The sequence below is a fragment of the Paracoccus aerius genome, assembly GCF_014656455.1.
GTDB lineage: Bacteria > Pseudomonadota > Alphaproteobacteria > Rhodobacterales > Rhodobacteraceae > Paracoccus > Paracoccus aerius.
This window is the reverse complement of the sequence record NZ_BNCL01000018.1, coordinates 57,010-76,230: the sequence shown is the minus strand read 5'-3', so window position 1 is coordinate 76,230 and position 19,221 is coordinate 57,010. Positions and strand designations below refer to the sequence as shown.

Below are 19,221 nucleotides of genomic sequence, written 5' to 3'. Positions count from 1 at the left end.
ACGAAGTTGCAGATTGCCTGGACACGCGCCCAGCCGGGCTTGGTGCCGGCAAAGAGATCCCAGGCCTGTTGCGACAGCATGTCAGCTTCGCAATAGCGGCTGGCCGTCAGAAAGGGGAGCGTTTCCGGCGGCAGGTGCGCCACCTCGTGCTGGCGGGCGTTCCAGTCGAAGACGTCCGGCTCTCCGTCGATCTCGATGACATCATCGGACCAGAGCCTTGTCTGTCCGCGTGGTGCCACCAGCCGAGCCCGCCGGTTGCCGAAAGGGTCCAGAAACTCCTCAACCGGCACCGACGGCTCCGTCATGATCTTGTTGGCGCCCAGGATGCGACCTGCAACGGAAGGGTGGGGCGAGAGGGCAAGGATCAGGGGAAGAGGTCCTGGCGTGCTTATGACGATCTCGAAACCAAAGCGGACAAGCATGAGAGCCTCCTTGCAAGGGGCAGGTTTGATCGGAAGGCCGCCTTTTCGGCGGAACGACGCTGTGGCGTGGCGCCTAGAAGAACCCCCGCTGCCCGCGCAGGACCATCTGCCGACCAAATGCTGTTCGGCATTTACCTCTCCTCATGACCACTGGTCTTAAAGAGCCTTCAAGGAGTAGACGGCCAAGGAGCCACAAGACAATACAGATGCCGGGGCAGGGGACAAGCAAGAGGGGGTGAGGCAACATGCCCTGCGACTGTTGAATTCGCAGACGCACGCGCAAACCCAGTCGGGTTTTGCGTTTCCCGCAGAAAACGGCAAGGTTTCCCCCACCGTCGCCTTTATCCATTCAAACGTCAGCTGGGAGCAATTCGGCCTAGTGGGGGTCTGTGCTGTCAAGGCGCGCCGTTTTTCAGCATGGCGTTTGCTAAGGCGGTGATAACCGGCTTATGCGGCTTGTGCGCAGGCCTTCTTCTTTCGCGGCCGCTTGGCCGCTGGTTGTTCACGAGGGGCCGCCGCCGCCTCGGCATCCCGCGCCAGTCTAAGTGTTCGCAATCGCTTGCTGTTGGCGTCTCGCTGGCTGATCTCACTCGAGATTATCTCTCTCGCCGCGTTGTTCGTTCGATCCCACAGAGCCTGTGACGCCGTGACCTTGAACAGCGCTTCAGCTTTTTTCGATGCCATTGTTTCGCTCCTCGATGAGATACCCGGCTCTGGAAGGGCCGGGCATTGGGAGTCTGGGATCAGGCCAGTATAAGGTTCGAGGCGGAGTCACGGCCATCGCGACCGCGTTCCACATCAAAGGTCACTGCCTGACCATCAGCCACCTGATGGATGCCAGCGCGTTCCAGCGCCGAGACGTGAAGGAAAATGTCCTTCGTGCCGTGTTCGGGCTGAATGAAGCCGAAGCCTTTAGTTGCGTTGAACCACTTCACGGTGCCATTGGCCATCGTGAGATCTCCTCATTGGTGCCACCCGCTGAATGCGATGGCCTGGCTTGGCGTCATCAAAGAACGACTGAAGCCAGAAGGAGACAGAAGTCGAAGGAACAGCGTTGCCATAAACAGGTGGGCATCGTGTCGCCCCATTACAAGGGCGGCGCGATGGTGTCCCGAGGCGTGGCGTCGCTGGCAGGGGTCATCATTGCCCGACGTTATTCCTTTAACCGCCCCGGATGGCGTTTAGCGCAGCGGAAAGAAGACTGCTCGCGCATTCGCCAATTGTGGATGCCGGAGACGTGTCTATCTATTCTGATTTCGGCGACCTACTCTGCGAAAATCCGTCGCGCATCGACGGCCAATAAGGAACTGACCGATGGCCAAAGGCATGAACAAGCGAAAACGTGACGAGAAAAAGCCCAAGAAGGAAAAGCCCAAGGTCATCGCCGCGGCACCTAGCACCAAGGGAACAGTGGTAGGTCTTGCTGTGAAGCCAAGCAGATGACGGTTGATGCCGTGCCGCCAGAGGCCGGGCCGGCGAAGCATGACCGCGAGATGGTGATCATGCAGGCGATCCTGAAGAACTGCGCCGCCCTCGGGGTTGCGCCCGAGGAGGCAAAACGCATCGCCATCCGCTCAGTCATGAACCTGCGTCGAACCCAGAGCGTCAGATAAGCTGCAGACGCTCAGTCCTTGTCCGGAGCACCGTGGAAAAGTTCAGCCGCGCGCTCCGAATCCGGTACTGTGGGCGCTTCCAAGCAAGGGGGTGGGGGCGAGAGGCTTCGGGTTTGTAGCTTGCAAATACCGCGCATCAAGTCAGCCCGTGTTCCATAACACCCGTTCCCTCCCGGCCTGCTGTAGGCGCAGAGTAGAATTGTCGCGAACTGGCAAAGTTGATTTGTCGCCCTTGCCCTGCTGCCGGAGCCTTGCGCGCAGGATGTGACACTAGGGCAGCGGCATGGACTTCCAGTGCCGCGCCCCGCCGGGATCGGTCAGGTCCGGCGCGCTGCGATAGGGACGGGCGCAAAAGGTGCGGCGGCTGGCGGGCAGGGGCATCCTACTGCAGATCCTCTGGCAGCAGAGCCTCTGGGAAGTTCTGGTAGCTCACGGGTCGCAGGAAGCGGCGGATCGAGAGGGTGCCGACCGAGGTCGCGCCGAAGTTTGTCGATGCCGGATAGGGTCCGCCATGGACCATGCTGTCCACCACCTCGACACCGGTCGGAAAGCCGTTGACCAGCACCCGCCCCGCCTTGCGCTGCAGCACCGGGCGCAGCTTTTGCGCGGCCTCCAGGTCGGCAGGATCCATGTGGATGGTGGCCGTCAACTGGCCCTCGAAGCCGCCGGCCAGGCGGACCATCTCGTCGGTGTCGCGCACGCGAACCACTAGGCCAAGGGGACCGAAGACCTCCTCGCCCAGGGCATGGTCCTGAAGGTAGGCCTCGGCGGTGGTCTCATAAAGGTTCGGGCTGGCCTGCCGGTCGTGGCTGTCGGTCGAGACGACCGGCGTGACCGAGTTGCGGGCCTCGAAGCGTTCTTTCCCCTCGCGGTAGGCCCGGGCGATGCCATCGGTCAGCATGGTCTGCGGACCCACCGCCTCAAGCCCCGCCTTGGCCGCAGTGACAAAGCGATCGGCGTCCGCGCCGTCGATGACAACCGCAATGCCGGGATTGGTGCAGAACTGGCCCGCGCCCATGGTCAGGCTGCCCGCCCAGCCTTTGCCCAGATCCTCGGCCCGGGCGCAGGTGGCCCCGGGCAGCAGGAACATCGGGTTGACCGAACCAAGCTCGCCGAAGAAGGGGATCGGCTCGGGACGCGCGGCGCAAAGGTCGAAAAGCGCCCGTCCTCCGGCGAGGCTGCCGGTGAAGCCCACGGCCTTGATCAGCGGGTGCTGGACCAATGCCGTGCCCACCTCGCGGCGGCCGCCCTGGATCAGGCTGTAGACGCCGGGATGGATGCCGCAGGTCTTGATGGCCGCATGGACGGCCTCGGCCACGATTTCGCCGGTGCCGGGATGGGCGCTGTGGCCCTTGACCACCACCGGGCAGCCTGCGGCCAGTGCGGCAGCGGTGTCGCCGCCTGCCGTGGAAAAGGCCAGCGGAAAGTTCGAGGCGCCGAAGACCGCGACCGGGCCGATGGGCCGCTGCACCATGCGGATGTCGGGACGCGGCGCCGGTTGGCGATCTGGCATGGCGGGGTCGTGGCGGCGGTCCAGGAACTCGCCCTTGCGGATATGTTCCGCAAACAGGCGCAACTGGCCTGTCGTCCGGCCTCGCTCGCCGTTGAGCCGCGCCTCGGGCAGGCCGGTTTCCCGGGTGCCGATTTCCGTGATGGCCTCGGCGCGCGCCTCGATCTCGTCGGCGATGGCGTCGAGGAAGGCCGCGCGCGTTTCGCGGCTGGCCTCGCCATAGGACCAGAACGCCTCCTCGGCGGCCTCACAGGCGCGGTTAACCAGTTCCACCGTGCCCATGCTGAACTCGTGGACGGGACCAAAGGCGGGCTCGTTCGGGAAGCGCGTCTCGGTCCCGACCCAGTCACCGGCGATCAGGTGCTTGCCGTGAGGGGTGAAGGTCATCAGGTGTTCCTTTTTGAATAGGGATCAGGCCGGATCGTTGTCCGAACCTTCGAACATGCGGTGGCGGGCGTTCTGGATATGGCGCGCCATAGCCTGGGATGCCGCTGCAGCATCGCGTTTGAGGATTGCATCCAATATCTGGGCATGTTCGCGCTGGACCTGCATCGACCGCGCCGCAGGGCGCAGTAGCGACAAGTTGCGCGACAGGTTCATCCCGAAGCGGATGTTGGCGTCTAGGGACTGCTGGACCGAGATATAGTAACTGTTGCGAGTGGCCCGGGCGACTGCATTGTGAAACCGGGCATCGGCTTCGACCGCGAGCTGACCGCCGATCAGGGCTTTTTCCAGATCGGCAGCGGCCGCCTTAAGCTCTGCCATTTCTTCTTCTTGCCAGGCAGTTGCGGCAAGCCCCGCTGCCCCTGCTTCGAAACCGATGCGGAAATCGTAGCAGCGCTGGATGTCGCTAACCGACCCTATCTCGACGAAGCGGAAGACATTCGCGTCGGGCTTGCGGGTGACATAGCTGCCCGAACCCTGACGCGACTGGATCAGCCCGTCGTCGCGCAGCCGCGCGAGCGCTTCCCGCACCACAGGGCGGGAGGCGCCGAAGCGCCGGCCAAGTTCAGTTTCGCTGGGCAGACGCGTGTTTTCGGCGAATTCGCCATTGGCAATCAGCGCAAAAACCTTGTCGTAAACGATGTCGCCCAGCTTGCGCTCCCCGCTGGGCCGGTCATGTCGCATCGCTTGCCCCCTCACGGCATGTATTGCCCGCCGTTCACGTCAAGAATTTGTCCGGTAACATAGTCCGACAGGTTTTCCGAGCATAGAAACAGGAAGGGGCCTACGCAGTCCTGAGTTGTGCCTAGCCGACCCATGGGGATCGACGCCTTCAGCGCAGCAAGCACCTCGGGCGGGGTGGTATCGTGGAACGGAGTCGTGATGACGCCGGGCGCCACGGCGTTGACGCGAATCCCGAGAGGCGCGAACTCGCGGGCCATGCCGCGGGTCAGCGTGTGGACATAGCCCTTGGCCGCCGCGTAGAAGCCCGCGCCAGGACCACCGCCAGTGCGGCCCGCGATCGAGCCGGTGTTGACGACAGCGCCTGCGGGCGATGCCTGCAGCCAAGGCAGCGCCGCACGGGTCACGCTGGTCAGCGAACGACAGTTCAGGTCAAACACCTGCGCTGCAAGGTCGCCGCCCCTTTCGGCAAACCGCTGGCGGTCGCCCATGGCGCCGGCATTGTTGACCAGGATGTCGATGCCGCCCAAAGCCTTGGCCGCGTCACAAACCAATGCGGTCGCGGCACCGTCGTCAGACAGGTCAGCCTGCAGCGCGATGGCGGTTCCGCCCGCCTTGCCAATGCTTTCTGCCAGCATCCGCGCCGCGTCGCCCCCACGATTGAAATGGATCGCGACCGCCGCCCCATGCCGCGCGAGTGCTTCGGCTACTGCACGCCCGATGCCCGAGCTTGCGCCAGTGACCAGAGCGCGACGCCCCTCGAAACCGAAGATATCCGCCATCGCTCAGTTCCTCCGCGCGGCCATCTCCGCCCTGAGCAGGTCACGAGCAGCGGTTTCGATCTGCGAATGAAGGGCTTCATCGGCTGCGGTTAGGAACGGCAGGGCCGGACCCATGTCCGCAATGCCCGACAGGGTGACGGCGGTATGCAGAACCCGAATTGGATCCCCCTTGTCCCGCAACATCTCCAGCGGAGCAAAGGTTTGGAGGATCCGCTCGGCATGATCAAAATCACCTGCCTTCAGCGCCAGCAGGAAGGATTGAGAGATCGCCGGTGCAATGCAGACGCAGCCCGCAGTGAAGCCCGCCAGCGCCTTGTGCTGCAGGTGCGGCAAAGCCGGCGGCTCGCCAAAACCGGAAACGATCCGCTCGGTACCGATCGCTGCGATCAACTCGTCAAGCACCGGGTCATTGGCGGCATCGGTCCGTGGGATCGCGTATTTGACGGAAAACAGGCTGCCATCCGCCACCAACGCCTCGATCATGCCGGTGGCCAGATAGCCATCAGTCTTGATGTAGAGGATCGCTTGCGTCCCCGATTTCTGAACGAAATCGCGGATGCCGCGCGCCAGCCCCTCCTCCGTGCGCGGGCCGGCAAAGGGCAGGAACATCGCCGCAGGATAGTTGCGCGTTGCCAACAGCGCGGCCTGGTCCGCGACCTTGCCCCCATCAGGGCCGACCGACGGGATCAGCCATGTGTCAGCGGCCACTTGTCCGGCAAGAAGATCCAGCCATTCGCCATAACGGGAGACAGGCCAGTTCTGGACATTCGCATTGCCGCCATAAAGCAGGGTCGAGACGCCGCCCGCCTCGATATGCCGAATCAGGGCGCCATTCCCCTGCGCATCGGCCTGCAGGTCCGCCGTGGCCGCTAGCGGTGGAACGGCGATCACGGATCGGGCCAGATCGTCCAGCGAGATTTGGGTTTTCATGCGGGGGCCTTTCGAGGGTGCCATCGGTCGCGGCAGCGGTAATTCGTTTTACCAATAATTACAAGTATGAAAGATGGTTCGGCTAAAATTACCGCAAATTACGCTGATACCACCGAGGAAAGAAACCACTTGCATGTCAAACTTGTCTGTGTTTGTAAGACATCATCGCCGCCCAGGAGAGCGGTGAGGGAGAGATTTATGGAAAGACGCAATGTTCTGGGCGTGCTTGGCGCCGCAATCCTTGGCGTGTCCTGCGCCGGCGCAGCACTGGCTCAAGACTATCCAGACAGGCCTATCACCCTGATCCTGCCGTGGAGCGCAGGGGGTGGGTCGGACGCGGTGGCCCGCATTGTCGCCACCGGGCTTGAACGCGAACTGGGCCAGCCAGTCAACGTCGTTAACCGCACCGGCGGCAACGGCGTCGTGGGCCACCAGGCCATCGCCAGTGCCCGGCCCGATGGGTACACGATCGGACTGATCACGGCCGAGATCAACATGATGCACCGGCTCGGCCTGACGAACCTGACCTACGAGGCGTATCGCCCGCTGGCCCTGATCAATACCGACCCCGCAGGCATCCACGTATCGGCAGACTCGGACCTGGCTTCGGCCGGGGACCTGATCGAGGCGATCAAGGGTGGCGAGACGTTGCGCTTCAGCGGCTCGGGCCAAGGCAGCGTCTGGCATCTGGCAATGGCAGGACTGCTGGTGCGCGCGGAACTGGATCCGACCGCTGCGGTGTGGGTGCCCAGCCAGGGGGCTGCGCCTGCCATGCAGGAACTAGCGTCCGGCGGCGTCGAGGTCGTCCTGTCCTCGATACCCGAGGCTGATGCCATGGTGTCGGCCGAACGCGCCAAGACGATCGCGATCATGGCCGATCAGCCCGACCCCAAGCACCCCGAAATCGGCACCCTGGCCGGCCAGACCGGCATCGACTGGACCGTCGCCTCGTCCTGGCGCGGAATCGTCGCTCCGGCAGGAACGCCCGACGATGTGGCCCAGCGTCTCGAAGCGGCTCTGAAGGTCGTTTATGACAGCGCAGAATACCAGGACTTCATGGATCAACGCGGCTTCGGGCTGTTGTGGGCGGATGCCGCAGGCTTTGGTGAATGGCTGGCCGACAAGGAAAAGCAGTTCGGTGAGGTCATGGCCGCTGCCGGAATGACGGCCCAGTAAGGCCCATGAGGCAGGCCCGGCAACTCCGGGCCGCCTCGCAGTCCAAGTATAAGGAAGATCGACCTTGCTGAACGCAGATCGGATCGGCGGCCTGCTGCTGTCGGGACTTGGCATCGCCTGCATTGCGGCATCGATACAGCTGCCCCGGATACCGGGACAACCTGTTGGGCCGGCGGTGTTTCCCATCGTTGTCGGTGTTGCACTGTGCCCGTGCGCGGTGCTGATCCTTCTGTCTGCGGGAGCCGTCCCCGAGGAAGAAATGATCGGCGACGATCTGCCGGCACAATACTCGCCTGCCATGGCCGCCCTGCGGCTGCTCCTGCCGCCTGTGATCCTGGTTCTGTATGTTCTGGCGATCGAGCCGCTGGGCTTTCTGATCGCAGGTTTCAGCGTCATTATGGCAACGGCCGTGCTGCTGGGTGGCCGGATGATTTACGCGGTGCCGCTGGCGGCCGTGATGACGGTCGCGATTCATTCGGTCTTCGGCACCCTTTTGCGCGTGCCGCTGCCGGACGGATTGCTGGCCCTTCCCTGGTAAGGAAGTTCCCCGATGGATACCCTGATTGCATCCTTCCAGATGATCGCCTCGGTCGAGGTGATCGTCGTCATTGCCCTGTCGTCCCTTTACGGGCTGACGATCGGCTGCATCCCCGGTCTTTCGGCCACGATGGCCACTGCGCTTCTCGTGCCGATCACCTTTTATCTGTCGCCGGTGGCGGCAGTCGCCGCCATCATCTCCGCGTCAGCCATGGCGATCTTCTCAGGCGACATCCCAGGCACGCTGCTGCGCATCCCCGGCACCCCGGCATCCGCTGCCTATACTGGTGAAGCCTATGCCTTTACGAAGCGCGGCGAACCCGAAGTGGCACTCGGCGCGGCGCTGTGGTTCTCGGCAATCGGCGGGATCTTCGGCACCCTGGCGCTGATGCTGATCGCGCCCGCACTGGCGGAACTGGCGCTGCAGTTCTCCTCGTACGAATATTTCTGGTTGGGATGCCTCGGCCTGCTCTGCGCCACGCTGGTGTCCAGCGGGTCGAAGCCCAAAGCGATGGCCGCCCTGATGCTGGGCCTTCTGGTCTCCTGCGTGGGCATGGAGAATGCAGCCGGGACACCGCGCTTCACCTTTGGGTCGATCGAGCTTCTGTCGGGCATCGACGTGATCGCGGCGCTTGTGGGCGTCTTCGCCGTGGCCGAGGTGATGCGCGCCATGATCGCGCAGCCTGCGCCAGTCATACCCCGGCGCAAGTTCGGGTCGATCCTCGCGGGACAGTGGGCGCTGACCAGGCAGTACAAGCGGCAGATGATGCGCGGCAACATCGTCGGGGTCATGATTGGTGCGCTGCCCGGTGCCGGGTCGGACATGGCCGCGTGGGTGTCCTACGCGATCTCGGCCCGTTTTTCCAAGACGCCGCAGAAATTCGGCACCGGCCACCCCGAGGGCTTGGTTGAGGCCGGCTCGGCCAACAACGCTTCATTAGCCGCAGGCTGGATCCCGTCGCTGCTGTTCGGTATTCCGGGCGACACGATCACCGCCATCGCCATTGGCGTGCTTTACATGAAGGGGCTCAACCCAGGACCGACGCTGTTCACGCAGAACGCGGCATCCATGTACGCGATCTACTGGGTCTTCATCATCGCCAACATCATCATGATTCCGCTCGGCATCATGATGATCCGCGGCACGACCTATATCCTGCAGGTGCCGCGATGGGCCATCATGTCCACGGTCCTGCTGTGCTGCGCGGTAGGCGTCTATGCGGTGACGAACAGCATGGCCTCAGTTCTGATCGCGGCGGGCTTCGGCGTCGTCGGCTATGGGCTGGACCGTTACGGTTACTCGGTGGCGGCCTTCGTCCTGGGCATCGTCATGGGCCCGATGGTCGAGGAGAACTTCGTCACCTCGCTGATCAAGTCCGGCGGCTCGATCACGCCCTTCTTCGATCGCCCTGCGGCCGCCGTGCTGGCGGTGCTGACCTTGGCCGGTCTATTCGGTCCGCTGCTGTTCCGCCTGATCGGCGGAATGCGCCGCCGCTCGACGGCCCATTGAACGACAAGGAAGACCAATGCTTCAACCCGTGACCAAACCCGTGCTGCGCGTCGGCATTGCCGGTGCCGGCGCAATCAGCCAGTTCCACCTGATCGGCTGGCAGCAGGCGGAGGGAGTGGAGATCGTGGCCATCTCTGATCCCGACCGCGACAAGGCGCAGGCCATGGCGGATCGCTTCGGGATCGGGTCGGTCCATGCCGACACTGCCGAAATGGTGGCGCAGGCTGATCTGGACGTTCTGGACGTGATCGCCCCGGTAGGCCAGCATGCGCCGCTGGTCCGTCTGGCTGCCGATCACGGCGTCCATGTCGTCTGCCAGAAGCCGATGACGCCGACGGTGGCCGAAGCCGAGGCGCTGATCGCCGAGGTTGGCGATCGGATCCGATTCTGCATCCACGAGAACTATCGCTTCCGCCCCCACTACGCCGAAGTCCGCGGCTGGATTGCCGAAGGGCGGATCGGCGACCTGCAGCACGTGCGCCTTACAATGCGATCTGCATCCATGGTGGCGCCGGAAGGCGAGGTGCCTTTTCTGCTGGGACGCCAGCCCTATTTGGCGCATTTCCCGCGTCTGCTGATCTTCGAGATGCTGATCCACCAGATGGATGCCCTCCGTGCCATGGTCGGAGAGATGGATATCCTTTCGGCCGTGGTATCACGCACCAACCCCGTCCTGAAGGGCGAGGATGCGGGCGTCATCGTCATGCGCCAGCGGGATGGCGGGGCTACGGTGGTTCTGGACGGCAACATCTCGGCCATGGGCTATCCGCAGCTGCCAACCGACCGGTTGGAGGTGGTAGGATCGCGCGACACGTTGATCCTCGATCGCGACGAGATTTGGCTGGTCAGCGATTCCTCGGCACGGACGAAGCACGATTTGACGGCAAACTACCAAGCGTGCTTTTCAGGCTTGATCCAGTCCTTTGTGACGGGCTTGCGAACCGGCACACCGTTTCCGACCGATCGCCTGAACAACATTGAGACGCTGCGCCTGATGGAAAGGGCCTATGAAGCCGCCGGATGGCCCATGTGACGCATCTATGAGTGGCGCTGCTTTTCGCGCGATCATTATCGGGTGGTTCATCCTTCCAAAACAGCCGGCTTTCTGCGCAATTTGAAATGATCGCATGCAGCCCCGCTGCTCTGCAAGACGCGCTCAGGGCGTGCACAAGGCGGGCGCGGCTTGCGCGCAGCGGACCTACACTGGCCGCTGCGCGCAAGCCCTGCTCGAGGAATAGACAATAGACGGCAGCGGCCACGGCGGGTTCACCCTAAGTGCGCATACCGATCCCGCAGGACCGGAGGCGTCCCGCGAGATGCTGCGGTTCTTTCTTTGCCATCGTCATAATGGCTAGGGGGTATCTCTAGCCGTCTGGTTTCGCCGTCCGATATACGTTCTTCGTCTAGCTTATCCCATGACACCCGTTGCTGCCGATCTTCCTGCCCCGGCTTGATCAGGATCTTGTCTACGCCAGCATCCGATCGCAGACCGCCTCAGCGGTCTCTGCCACGAGTGCGCGAGCCTCTTCTGCGGACAAGCCGGCGATGTCGAGGAGCGCGATCATGGCCTCCGCCCCGGTGGCCATGCCAAGCGCGTCGGCAATGGACCGGGCTTGTTCACGAAGGATGTCTGACTCGCTCTCCAAGGCCTTTAGGAAGGCTTGGATGCGGCGGGCGCTGCGGCAAGGAGTTTTGCCGTCCTGCGTTTGCGCGCTCGCCTGCAGGTTCAGGCCGAGACAGGTCCGAAAGGCCGTCTCGTTCGTCACGGCCACGCCGCTGTTTCGGGTTCCGGCAAGCCGCGAATGCGGCAGCAGGCGGTAAGTGTATTGGCCAGCAAACAGGCGATGGTCATGGGGCCTACTCCGCCTGGCACCGGCGTGATCGCACCAGCGACATGCGAAGCGGCGGCGTAGTCCACGTCGCCCACAAGACGCTGTTTGCCGTCGCGCTCGACGCGGTTGATGCCCACATCGATTACCGTAGCCCCAGATTTGATCCAGTCGGCGCCGATCATCTCGGGTCGGCCAACTGCGGCAACTAGGATGTCGGCATTGCGGCAGATGGCGGGCAGGTCGCGGCTGCGAGAATGCACGATGGTGACCGTGCAGCTTTCCTTCAGCAGAAGCTGCGCCATCGGCTTGCCAACAATGTTGCTGCGCCCGACTACGACCGCGTTCAGTCCGGCTAGCGAACCAAGGCGGTCCTTCAGCAGTAACAAGCAGCCCAGCGGTGTGCAGGGCACCATCGCCTTTTGCCCGGTGCCCAGCAATCCCACGTTTAGGATGTGGAAGCCGTCAACGTCTTTGGCCGGGTCAATGGCGTTCATCACCAGGTCGCTGTCGAGATGGGCTGGCAGCGGCAGTTGGACCAAGATGCCATGGACCGCCTGGTTCTCGTTCAACTGCCGCACCAACGAAAGCAGCGTCGCGGCATCGGTGTCGGCCGGCAGCCGGTGCTCGAACGAGGCCATGCCGGCGGCCTTGGCTTGCGCCTCTTTGTTGCGGACATAGACAACCGAGGCGGGGTCTTCACCCACCAGGACAACAGCAAGGCCGGGGGTCACTCCGTGTTCGTCCTGAAGCCGTGCGACCTCGACGGCGACACGTTGGCGCAAGTCGGCGGCAAATGCGCCGCCATCTATCTTCTCGGCGTTAGCATGCGTCGCCGCCAAGGGGGTGGCTGTCGCGTTCACGGGCAATCTCCTGATTCAAGCGTCGCCTCTGCGGCAACAAGGGTGTGATGCAGCGATCCCGCTGACAAGCGGGAACCAAATACCTAGAAACCGGCGGTTCCTTTTCTGAGTGGCGATCAAGCAGCCAACACATCGCTGATGCCTGTGGCTGCTTCACGCCGACCACGTTCTGTCATCAGCCCGAGGCGTAGCACCTTGTGACGGTCGGGCCGGACAGTGGAGCGCAAGCCGAATACCTTTGCCGAAGCCTAGAAAAGCCCCTCGATCTGGCCAAGGTCGTTCAGCCCGATTGTCTCGGCCGCCGGATGGCGGGGCAGGCCGGGCATCGTCATGATCTGCCCGCAGATCGCCACCACGAAGCCCGCGCCCGCGTTCAGCCGCACCTCTCGGACAGGGATCACATGGCCTTCGGGGGCACCGCGCAGGTCGGGGTCGGTCGAGAAGGAATATTGGGTCTTGGCGATGCAGACGGGCAGGTGGCCATAGCCTTCGGATTCCCAGGCCTCCAGCTGCGCGCGGATGCCGGGCAGGGCCTCGACATGGGCCGCGCGGTGGATGCGGGTGCAGATCGTCTCGATCTTCTGCCACAAGGGCATGGAATCGGGATAAAGAGTGTGGAAATCGGCCTTGTCCTCATCGACCAGGGCGACGACATGGCGGGCCAGATCCTCGGCCCCGGCGCCGCCCTGTGCCCAATGGTGGCAGGGGATGGCGATGACGCCGTGGCGGGCACAGTAATCCTGAAGGGCTGCGATCTCGGCGGCAGTGTCGCCGTTGAAATGGTTCAGCGCCACGACCAGCGGCAGGCCGAAGCCGCGCAGGTTCTCGATATGCCGGCCCAGGTTGGCGCAGCCGCGGGTGACGGCGCCGATATCCTCGGACCCCAACTGGTCCTTGGCGACCCCGCCGTTCATCTTCAGCGCGCGGATGGTCGCCACCAGCACCACGGCGGCGGGCGCGAGGCCCGCGAGGCGGCACTTGATGTCCAGGAACTTCTCGGCTCCCAGGTCGGCGCCAAAGCCCGCCTCGGTCACGACATAGTCGGACAGGCGCAGCGCCGTATCGGTGGCGATGACGCTGTTGCAGCCGTGGGCGATATTGGCGAAGGGGCCGCCATGGACCAGGGCTGGGTTATTTTCCAGCGTCTGGACCAGGTTCGGCTGCAAGGCATCGCGCAGCAGGACGGTCATCGCCCCGTCGGCCTTGAGGTCGCGCGCGGTTACCGGACGACGGTCGCGGGTATAGGCGACCACGATGCGCCCAAGCCGCGCGTTCAGATCGTCCAGGTCGCGGGCCAGGCACAGGATCGCCATGACCTCGGACGCGACCGTGATGTCGAAGCCGGTCTGGCGGGAAAACCCGTTCGAGACCCCGCCCAAGCCCACCACGATGTCGCGCAGCGCCCTGTCGTTCATGTCCATAACGCGGCGCCAGGTGATGCGCCGCGTGTCGATGTCCAGGTCGTTGCCCCAATAGATGTGGTTGTCGATCATCGCCGCCAGCAGGTTATGCGCCGCCGTGATCGCGTGGAAATCGCCGGTGAAGTGGAGGTTCATCTCCTCCATCGGGACGATCTGGGCGTAACCGCCGCCGGCCGCGCCGCCCTTCATGCCGAAGTTCGGCCCCAGGCTGGCTTCGCGGATGCAGATGGTGGCGCGCTTGCCGATGCGGTTCAGCGCGTCGCCCAGGCCGACCGTAGTGGTGGTCTTTCCCTCGCCCGCGGGGGTGGGATTGATTGCCGTGACCAGCACCAGCTTGCCGCGCGGCCGGTCCGCCAGCCGGGCCAGCGTGTCGTGCGAGATCTTGGCCTTGTCATGGCCATAGCGGAGGATGTCCCCCTCGGCCAGATCCAGCCTTGCGGCGATCTGGTCGATGGGAAGCTTGCGGGCGGCGCGGGCGATCTGGATGTCGGTCGGCATGGGACAGGGATGGAGCGGAGGGTGAGACCTGGCGACATGGTTCATGTTCACATTCCCTGATACAGCGGAAACAGCGCGCAAAGCGTTTTGACCTCGGCGGCGACGCGCGCCTCGGCCTCGGTGTTACATTCGGGACCGATTGCCGCCAGACCATCGACGATCTGCACAATCCACCGGCCAATCTGGCGGAATTCCTCTTCGCCAAAGCCGCGTGTCGTGCCGGCTGGCGATCCGAGCCTTATGCCCGACGTCACGGTCGGCTTTTCAGGGTCAAAAGGAATGCCGTTCTTGTTGCAGGTGATGTGCGCGCGTCCAAGCGCGGCCTCGGTGTCATTGCCCTTCACGCACTTGGGCCGCAGATCGACCAGCATCAGATGGGTATCGGTGCCGCCGGTCACGATATCCAGGCCGCCCTTCATCAACTCGTCCGCCAAGGCCTGGGCGTTGGTGACAACCTGTTTCGAGTAGTCCTTGAACTCGGGCCGCAGGGCCTCGCCAAAGGCCACGGCCTTCGCGGCAATGACATGCATCAGCGGTCCGCCTTGCAGGCCAGGGAAAATGGCGGAATTCACCTTCTTGGCGATGTCCGCATCGTTCGTCAAAATCATTCCACCACGCGGACCCCGCAGGGTCTTGTGGGTCGTCGTTGTCGCCACATGCGCGTGCGGGAAGGGCGAAGGGTAAAGCCCCGTCGACACAAGTCCCGCGAAATGCGCCATGTCCACGATCAGATAGGCACCCACCTGATCGGCGATCTGCCGTAGCCGGGCAAAGTCGATGATGCGCGGGATGGCCGAGCCGCCGGCGATGATCGCCTTGGGCCGGTGTTCCTTTGCCAGAGTCTCGACCTGATCGTAATCCAGTTGGCTGTCCTGCTTGCGGACCCCGTACTGAACAGCGTTGAACCATTTGCCCGACTGGTTCGGCTTGGCGCCATGAGTCAGGTGCCCGCCTGCATCAAGGCTCATGCCCAGGATGGTATCGCCCGGCTGCAGAAGGGCCAGGAACACGCCCTGATTGGCCTGGCTGCCGCTGTTCGGCTGGACATTGGCGAAATCGCAGCCGAACAGCGCCTTAGCCCGATCGATGGCCAGTTCCTCGGCAATGTCCACGAACTGGCAGCCGCCATAATAGCGCTTGCCCGGATAGCCTTCGGCATACTTGTTCGTCAGCACCGAGCCCTGCGCCTCAAGCACCGCGCGCGACACGATGTTCTCTGACGCGATCAGTTCGATCTCATCGCGCTGGCGGCCAAGTTCCTTGCGGACGGCAGCGAAGATCTCGGGGTCGCGATGGGCAAGGTCTTCATCGAAGAAGCCAGTTCTGGATGGGTGTTGGTTCATGTCTCTCTCCCTTGTCGGCTATCCGGTCCAGCCAAGCGCGGTCGAGATGCAGTTCATCGTCTGCATCAGCGCGATGGCGTTCTTTGCGTTCGGCTGCTGGCGGTTCTCCTGCAAAAGCCTGATCTGCAGGTCGTGGACCCTCGTCAGATCGGCCCGCACGCGCCCGAACCGGGCCGACATGTTGGTGAACCGGGCGCCCAGGTCGGGCGTCGCGTTCAAGAACAGGACGGCTGCACGGCTGCGGTCGTATTCCTGCGCGATCAGGCCCAGGATGTCGTCCCTTGCCCCAGCGTCCGATACCAGGGCTGCATATCTGGCCGCGATCTGCATGTCGGCGTGGAATAATGACTTCTCGATTTCATCCACGATCAGGCGGAAGATGCGGGATTCCTTGAACATCCGCCGCAGCAGGGCATCGCCTTCGTCCTGCCGAAAGCGCCGGAAGGTGTGGATGGCCGAGCCAAAGCCGTACCAGCCGCTGATCAGGTGCCGGTTCTGCGACCAGGCAAAGACCCAGGGGATCGCCCGCAGATCGTCCAGGCTGTTTGCACCAGACCGGCGTGTAGGGCGCGATCCCATCTTGAGAAGGGATAGTTCCTCGACGGGACTGGCCTCCGTGAAATAGGTGATAAAGCCGGGCCGGTGCAGCAAGTCGCGATAGGCGGTAAAGGACAGGTCGGCCAAGGCTTCCAGCGTGTCGCGAAACTCGGGCTGGACCCGTTCCGCAGGGGACTTGAGCGACTGCTCCATCACCGACGAGGCGAGAAGTTCCAGCTGGTATTCCGCAGTGCGAAGATTGGCGAACTTTGAGGAAACCACCTCTCCCTGTTCAGTGGTTCGCAGACGGCTGTCGATCGTGCCACGAGGCTGGGCCGCGATCGCGCGTTCGGTCGTCGCACCGCCGCGGCTGACAGATCCGCCCCGTCCGTGGAAGAAGGTCGGGGTCAGCTTGTGGCGGGCCAGGGAACGGGTGATGCTGCGCTGCGCCTTTTCCAGCTCCCAGGTCGAGCAGACGAACCCGCCGTCCTTGTTGCTGTCCGAGTAGCCCAGCATGATCTCGACTCGACCGTCATCGTTCAGGCTCCGACGGGCGAGAGGAACCTGAAGCAACTTGTTAAGAATGTGCGGTGCGGCGCGCAGGTCGGCAATAGTCTCGAACAGGGGGACGACGCGCAGATCCAGCCGTTCCGATCCGAAACCGGCATAACGCGCCAGCAGGAACACGCCCAGCAGGTCATCGCAGGATCGTGTCATGGACAGGATGAAGGGGCCGATGGCCAAGGGGTCGGGTCCAAAGCGCGTCCGGTGCATCAGGCGCAGCAGTTCCAACAACTCGACCGCTTCGCTGCCCAGTGCGTCACCGTCCAGTCCCGGCAGATCCTTCTGGCCCAGTTCGGCCCGTAGCCTGCGCGACCAGTCGTCGCTGCCATAGACTGGCACGGGGCCGCCAGCACATGACCAGATTTGGGACAGCGCCCGCGTTGTCACCGACGAATTCTGGCGTATGTCCAGCGTCACTGTCCGAAAGCCGAAGATCTGGGCTTGCAGCCGCAGGGGCCGCACTAGCGCATGTCCCAGCCGTTCGGCGCCAAGGCCTGCCAGCGCCGCCTCGACCTTGCGAAGTTCCGCGATGAAATCGCGCACATGCGCATAGGCCGCTACGCCCACGCCTTCGGCCGTGGCCGCTATGCGGTGCCGGATTGCGTTTGTGGCTTGGCGGAAATGTTCGCCTGGATTGCGCCGGCGCGCCTTGTCGGGCAGGCGCGCGGCCTCGATGACCGATTGCAGCAGATCGCGCGCATCCTGCGGCAGGGCAGCGATTTCGGTGCTGATGCTGAGGTGCCGGACGGCGCGCGTCAGGCCTTGGTCATAGCGTTCAAGGATCGCCTTCTGGCCTGCTGCCAGTGCCGCGCGCGTCGTATCGGCCGTCACGTGCGGGTTGCCGTCCCGGTCGCCGCCAATCCAGGAATGGAACCGCAGCAGCGGGACGTCGTCGCCTCCGTCAGGGCCAAGATGTGGGGCAACTTCTTTGCCAAAGCGCTGCAAGACATTCGACGCAGCATCAAACAGGCTACCGCGGAAGAATTGCACGCCCCATTCAATTTCCTCGAGGGGCGTTGGTCGCTGACGGCGCAATTCGCCGGTCAACCATAGCAGGTCGATCTCGCTTTCAAGGTTTGCCAGCAGTTCGGCGCGCTCGCGTGGTGTCCAGCGGTCAGTTTCCAGGTCCACCAAGGCGCGATAGATGCGGCGGTGTATTTCCAGGACAGTGACGCGTTTAGCCTCGGTGGGATGCGCAGTCAGTGTCGGGCCAACACAGAGGCGCTGTGCCACGCGACGGAGGTCATCGGAGGTGGAATAAGAGGGTGCACTCAGCACGCGCGCAAAGCTACCCTCGACCGCTGCAGGACCTGCGTTGTTTTCTATCATTCGCCGATTACGGGTGGCCGCGTTCTCATCGATGATGCGCAGAAGCTGGAACCAGATATCCAGCCCCTGCAGATAGGCTCCGATGTCGGCGCTTATGGGAAGATCATCGGTCGTGCCGAGAAGTAGCGGCAGGACTTGCGGCGCCCGGCGGGCAATGACGTTCTGCCACAGCCCGCCCATCTCGTCGCGCAACCGGCCCGCATGGCCGGTTTCCAAGCCTGCAGGACATGACCGCCCAACGAATGCCGCGTGCATCAGTTCACCCTGTCGCGCGGTTCGCGTCCGGCAAAGAAGTCCTGAAGGTTGTCGATGACACGGAAGCCCATAGCCTCGCGGGCCTCGCGTGTCGCACTGCCCAGGTGCGGCAGCATCACCAGCCGGTCCGACTCCAGCAGTTGCGGGTTGACGGCGGGTTCCCCGTCAAAGACATCCAGTGCCGCCCCGCCGATGGTGTCGAACCACAGCGCGTGCAGCAAGGCAGCCTCGTCAATGACCTCCCCGCGCGCCGTGTTGATCAGGAAGGCGTCGGACCGCATCCGTGCCAGACGGGCCGCGTTCATCAGGTGACGGTTCTTGGTTCCGCCGGGACAGTGCAGCGAGACGAAATCGCATTCCGGCAGCATGTCGTCCAAGTTCGTGACTTGGGTTGCCTGGCACTGAGCCAGCACGTCAGGCGCCAGCGGGCTGCGGTTATAGGCCAGGATCTTCATGCCAAAGCCGAGATGCGCCCGGCGGGCCATTTCCTGGCCGATGCGGCCATAGCCTACGATCCCCAGCGTCTTGCCGGAAACCTTGGTGCCAACCAGATGCGTCGGCCGCCAGCCGGTCCACCGGCCCGCGCGCAATTCGCGTTCGCCCTCGCCTGCCCGACGTGCCACCATCAGCATCAGGGTCATCGCCAGGTCCGCTGTGCATTCGCTGAGCACGTCGGGCGTGTTGGTGACGACGATGCCGTGCTGGCCGACGCGGTTCAGGTCGATATGGCTGTAGCCGACGCCATAGTTGGCAAGAATGCGGGTCTGGGGCTTCTCGCATTCCAGCGCCGGAGCACCGATCTTGTCAGTTACCGTCGGCAGAATTGCGTCGTATTCCCGGATCGCGGCCCGGAAGTCTTCTGGCGACAAAGGTTTGTCGCCATGGTTCAACCGCGCATCAAAGATTTCGGAAAGGCGCGCCTCGACCGCTTCGGGCCAGCGCCGCGTGACAAGGACTCGGGGTTTCGCCATGACCGC

Annotated in this window: 18 protein-coding genes and 1 pseudogene; 6 read left to right on the top strand and 13 right to left on the bottom strand. The window is 63.6% G+C overall.

The annotated features are described in order from the left end of the window. From IE224_RS16825 to IE224_RS16815, 3 genes and pseudogenes are all read right to left on the bottom strand, one after another. A pseudogene (locus IE224_RS16825) lies at positions 1–422 on the bottom strand (transglutaminase family protein); the annotation flags it as partial. Between the two features lie 447 nt (positions 423–869). Then, the gene (locus tag IE224_RS16820; RefSeq protein ID WP_191312045.1) at positions 870–1,106 is read right to left on the bottom strand and encodes a hypothetical protein; all 237 of its coding nucleotides are present in this window, start codon (positions 1,104–1,106) and stop codon (positions 870–872) included. A gap of 59 nt (positions 1,107–1,165) precedes the next feature. Continuing rightward, on the bottom strand, positions 1,166–1,372 hold the full coding sequence (locus IE224_RS16815) for a cold-shock protein (protein WP_191312042.1): 207 nt from the start codon (positions 1,370–1,372) through the stop codon (positions 1,166–1,168). A gap of 126 nt (positions 1,373–1,498) precedes the next feature. Here IE224_RS16815 and IE224_RS16810 point away from each other — a divergent pair, with 126 nt between their 5' ends. Further along, a complete protein-coding gene (locus IE224_RS16810; RefSeq protein ID WP_191312040.1) occupies positions 1,499–1,768 on the top strand; it encodes a hypothetical protein in 270 nt (89 codons plus the stop codon). 93 nt (positions 1,769–1,861) lie between these two features. Then, the gene (locus tag IE224_RS16805; RefSeq protein ID WP_191312037.1) at positions 1,862–2,035 is read left to right on the top strand and encodes a hypothetical protein; all 174 of its coding nucleotides are present in this window, start codon (positions 1,862–1,864) and stop codon (positions 2,033–2,035) included. Between the two features lie 382 nt (positions 2,036–2,417). On the opposite strand, the gene IE224_RS16800 is transcribed toward IE224_RS16805, so the two are convergent. Genes IE224_RS16800 through IE224_RS16785 form a run of 4 tightly spaced genes read right to left on the bottom strand, consistent with a single transcriptional unit; the run spans position 2,418 to position 6,382 of the window. Next, positions 2,418–3,932 (bottom strand): aldehyde dehydrogenase (NADP(+)), encoded by a 1,515-nt coding sequence (locus IE224_RS16800; protein ID WP_191312035.1) that lies wholly within the window; start codon positions 3,930–3,932, stop codon positions 2,418–2,420. A 24-nt stretch (positions 3,933–3,956) separates the two neighbouring features. Further along, on the bottom strand, positions 3,957–4,673 hold the full coding sequence (locus IE224_RS16795) for a FadR/GntR family transcriptional regulator (protein ID WP_191312032.1): 717 nt from the start codon (positions 4,671–4,673) through the stop codon (positions 3,957–3,959). A gap of 11 nt (positions 4,674–4,684) precedes the next feature. Beyond that, positions 4,685–5,452 carry an SDR family NAD(P)-dependent oxidoreductase gene (locus IE224_RS16790; RefSeq protein ID WP_191312029.1) on the bottom strand — a complete coding sequence of 256 codons (768 nt, stop codon included), beginning with the start codon at positions 5,450–5,452 and terminating at the stop codon, positions 4,685–4,687. A gap of 3 nt (positions 5,453–5,455) precedes the next feature. Then, a complete protein-coding gene (locus IE224_RS16785; protein ID WP_191312027.1) occupies positions 5,456–6,382 on the bottom strand; it encodes a beta/alpha barrel domain-containing protein in 927 nt (308 codons plus the stop codon). 198 nt (positions 6,383–6,580) lie between these two features. Between IE224_RS16785 and IE224_RS16780 the strand changes: the two genes are divergently transcribed. The 4 genes from IE224_RS16780 to IE224_RS16765 all read left to right on the top strand — a co-directional run bounded on the left by IE224_RS16780 (position 6,581) and on the right by IE224_RS16765 (position 10,638). Then, complete coding sequence (locus IE224_RS16780) at positions 6,581–7,558, top strand: Bug family tripartite tricarboxylate transporter substrate binding protein (RefSeq protein ID WP_191312025.1); 978 nt, start codon at positions 6,581–6,583, stop codon at positions 7,556–7,558. A gap of 64 nt (positions 7,559–7,622) precedes the next feature. Further along, complete coding sequence (locus tag IE224_RS16775) at positions 7,623–8,096, top strand: tripartite tricarboxylate transporter TctB family protein (RefSeq protein ID WP_191312023.1); 474 nt, start codon at positions 7,623–7,625, stop codon at positions 8,094–8,096. A 12-nt stretch (positions 8,097–8,108) separates the two neighbouring features. Continuing rightward, positions 8,109–9,605 (top strand): tripartite tricarboxylate transporter permease, encoded by a 1,497-nt coding sequence (locus IE224_RS16770; protein ID WP_191312021.1) that lies wholly within the window; start codon positions 8,109–8,111, stop codon positions 9,603–9,605. 16 nt (positions 9,606–9,621) lie between these two features. After that, the gene (locus tag IE224_RS16765) at positions 9,622–10,638 is read left to right on the top strand and encodes a Gfo/Idh/MocA family protein (RefSeq protein WP_191312019.1); all 1,017 of its coding nucleotides are present in this window, start codon (positions 9,622–9,624) and stop codon (positions 10,636–10,638) included. A 433-nt stretch (positions 10,639–11,071) separates the two neighbouring features. On the opposite strand, the gene IE224_RS16760 is transcribed toward IE224_RS16765, so the two are convergent. The 6 genes from IE224_RS16760 to IE224_RS16735 form a co-directional block, all read right to left on the bottom strand. Continuing rightward, complete coding sequence (locus IE224_RS16760; RefSeq protein ID WP_191312017.1) at positions 11,072–11,371, bottom strand: hypothetical protein; 300 nt, start codon at positions 11,369–11,371, stop codon at positions 11,072–11,074. After that, positions 11,368–12,297: a bifunctional methylenetetrahydrofolate dehydrogenase/methenyltetrahydrofolate cyclohydrolase FolD gene (gene folD / locus IE224_RS16755; protein ID WP_229849425.1), complete on the bottom strand. Its 930-nt coding sequence runs from the start codon at positions 12,295–12,297 to the stop codon at positions 11,368–11,370. Before folD ends, IE224_RS16760 begins: the two co-directional genes overlap by 4 nt. Positions 12,298–12,545: 248 nt before the next feature. Continuing rightward, positions 12,546–14,216 carry a formate--tetrahydrofolate ligase gene (locus IE224_RS16750; protein ID WP_191312060.1) on the bottom strand — a complete coding sequence of 557 codons (1,671 nt, stop codon included), beginning with the start codon at positions 14,214–14,216 and terminating at the stop codon, positions 12,546–12,548. A gap of 47 nt (positions 14,217–14,263) precedes the next feature. Then, positions 14,264–15,559, bottom strand: a complete 1,296-nt coding sequence (glyA, locus tag IE224_RS16745; RefSeq protein WP_191312015.1) for a serine hydroxymethyltransferase — start codon at positions 15,557–15,559, stop codon at positions 14,264–14,266. An 18-nt stretch (positions 15,560–15,577) separates the two neighbouring features. Further along, positions 15,578–18,244, bottom strand: coding sequence for a phosphoenolpyruvate carboxylase (locus tag IE224_RS16740; protein WP_191312013.1), 2,667 nt, complete (start codon positions 18,242–18,244; stop codon positions 15,578–15,580). Further along, entirely contained in the window at positions 18,244–19,215 is a 972-nt protein-coding gene (locus tag IE224_RS16735) for a 2-hydroxyacid dehydrogenase (protein ID WP_191312011.1), read from the bottom strand. The genes IE224_RS16740 and IE224_RS16735 overlap by 1 nt, the downstream gene beginning before the upstream one ends. Positions 19,216–19,221 lie beyond the last annotated feature (6 nt).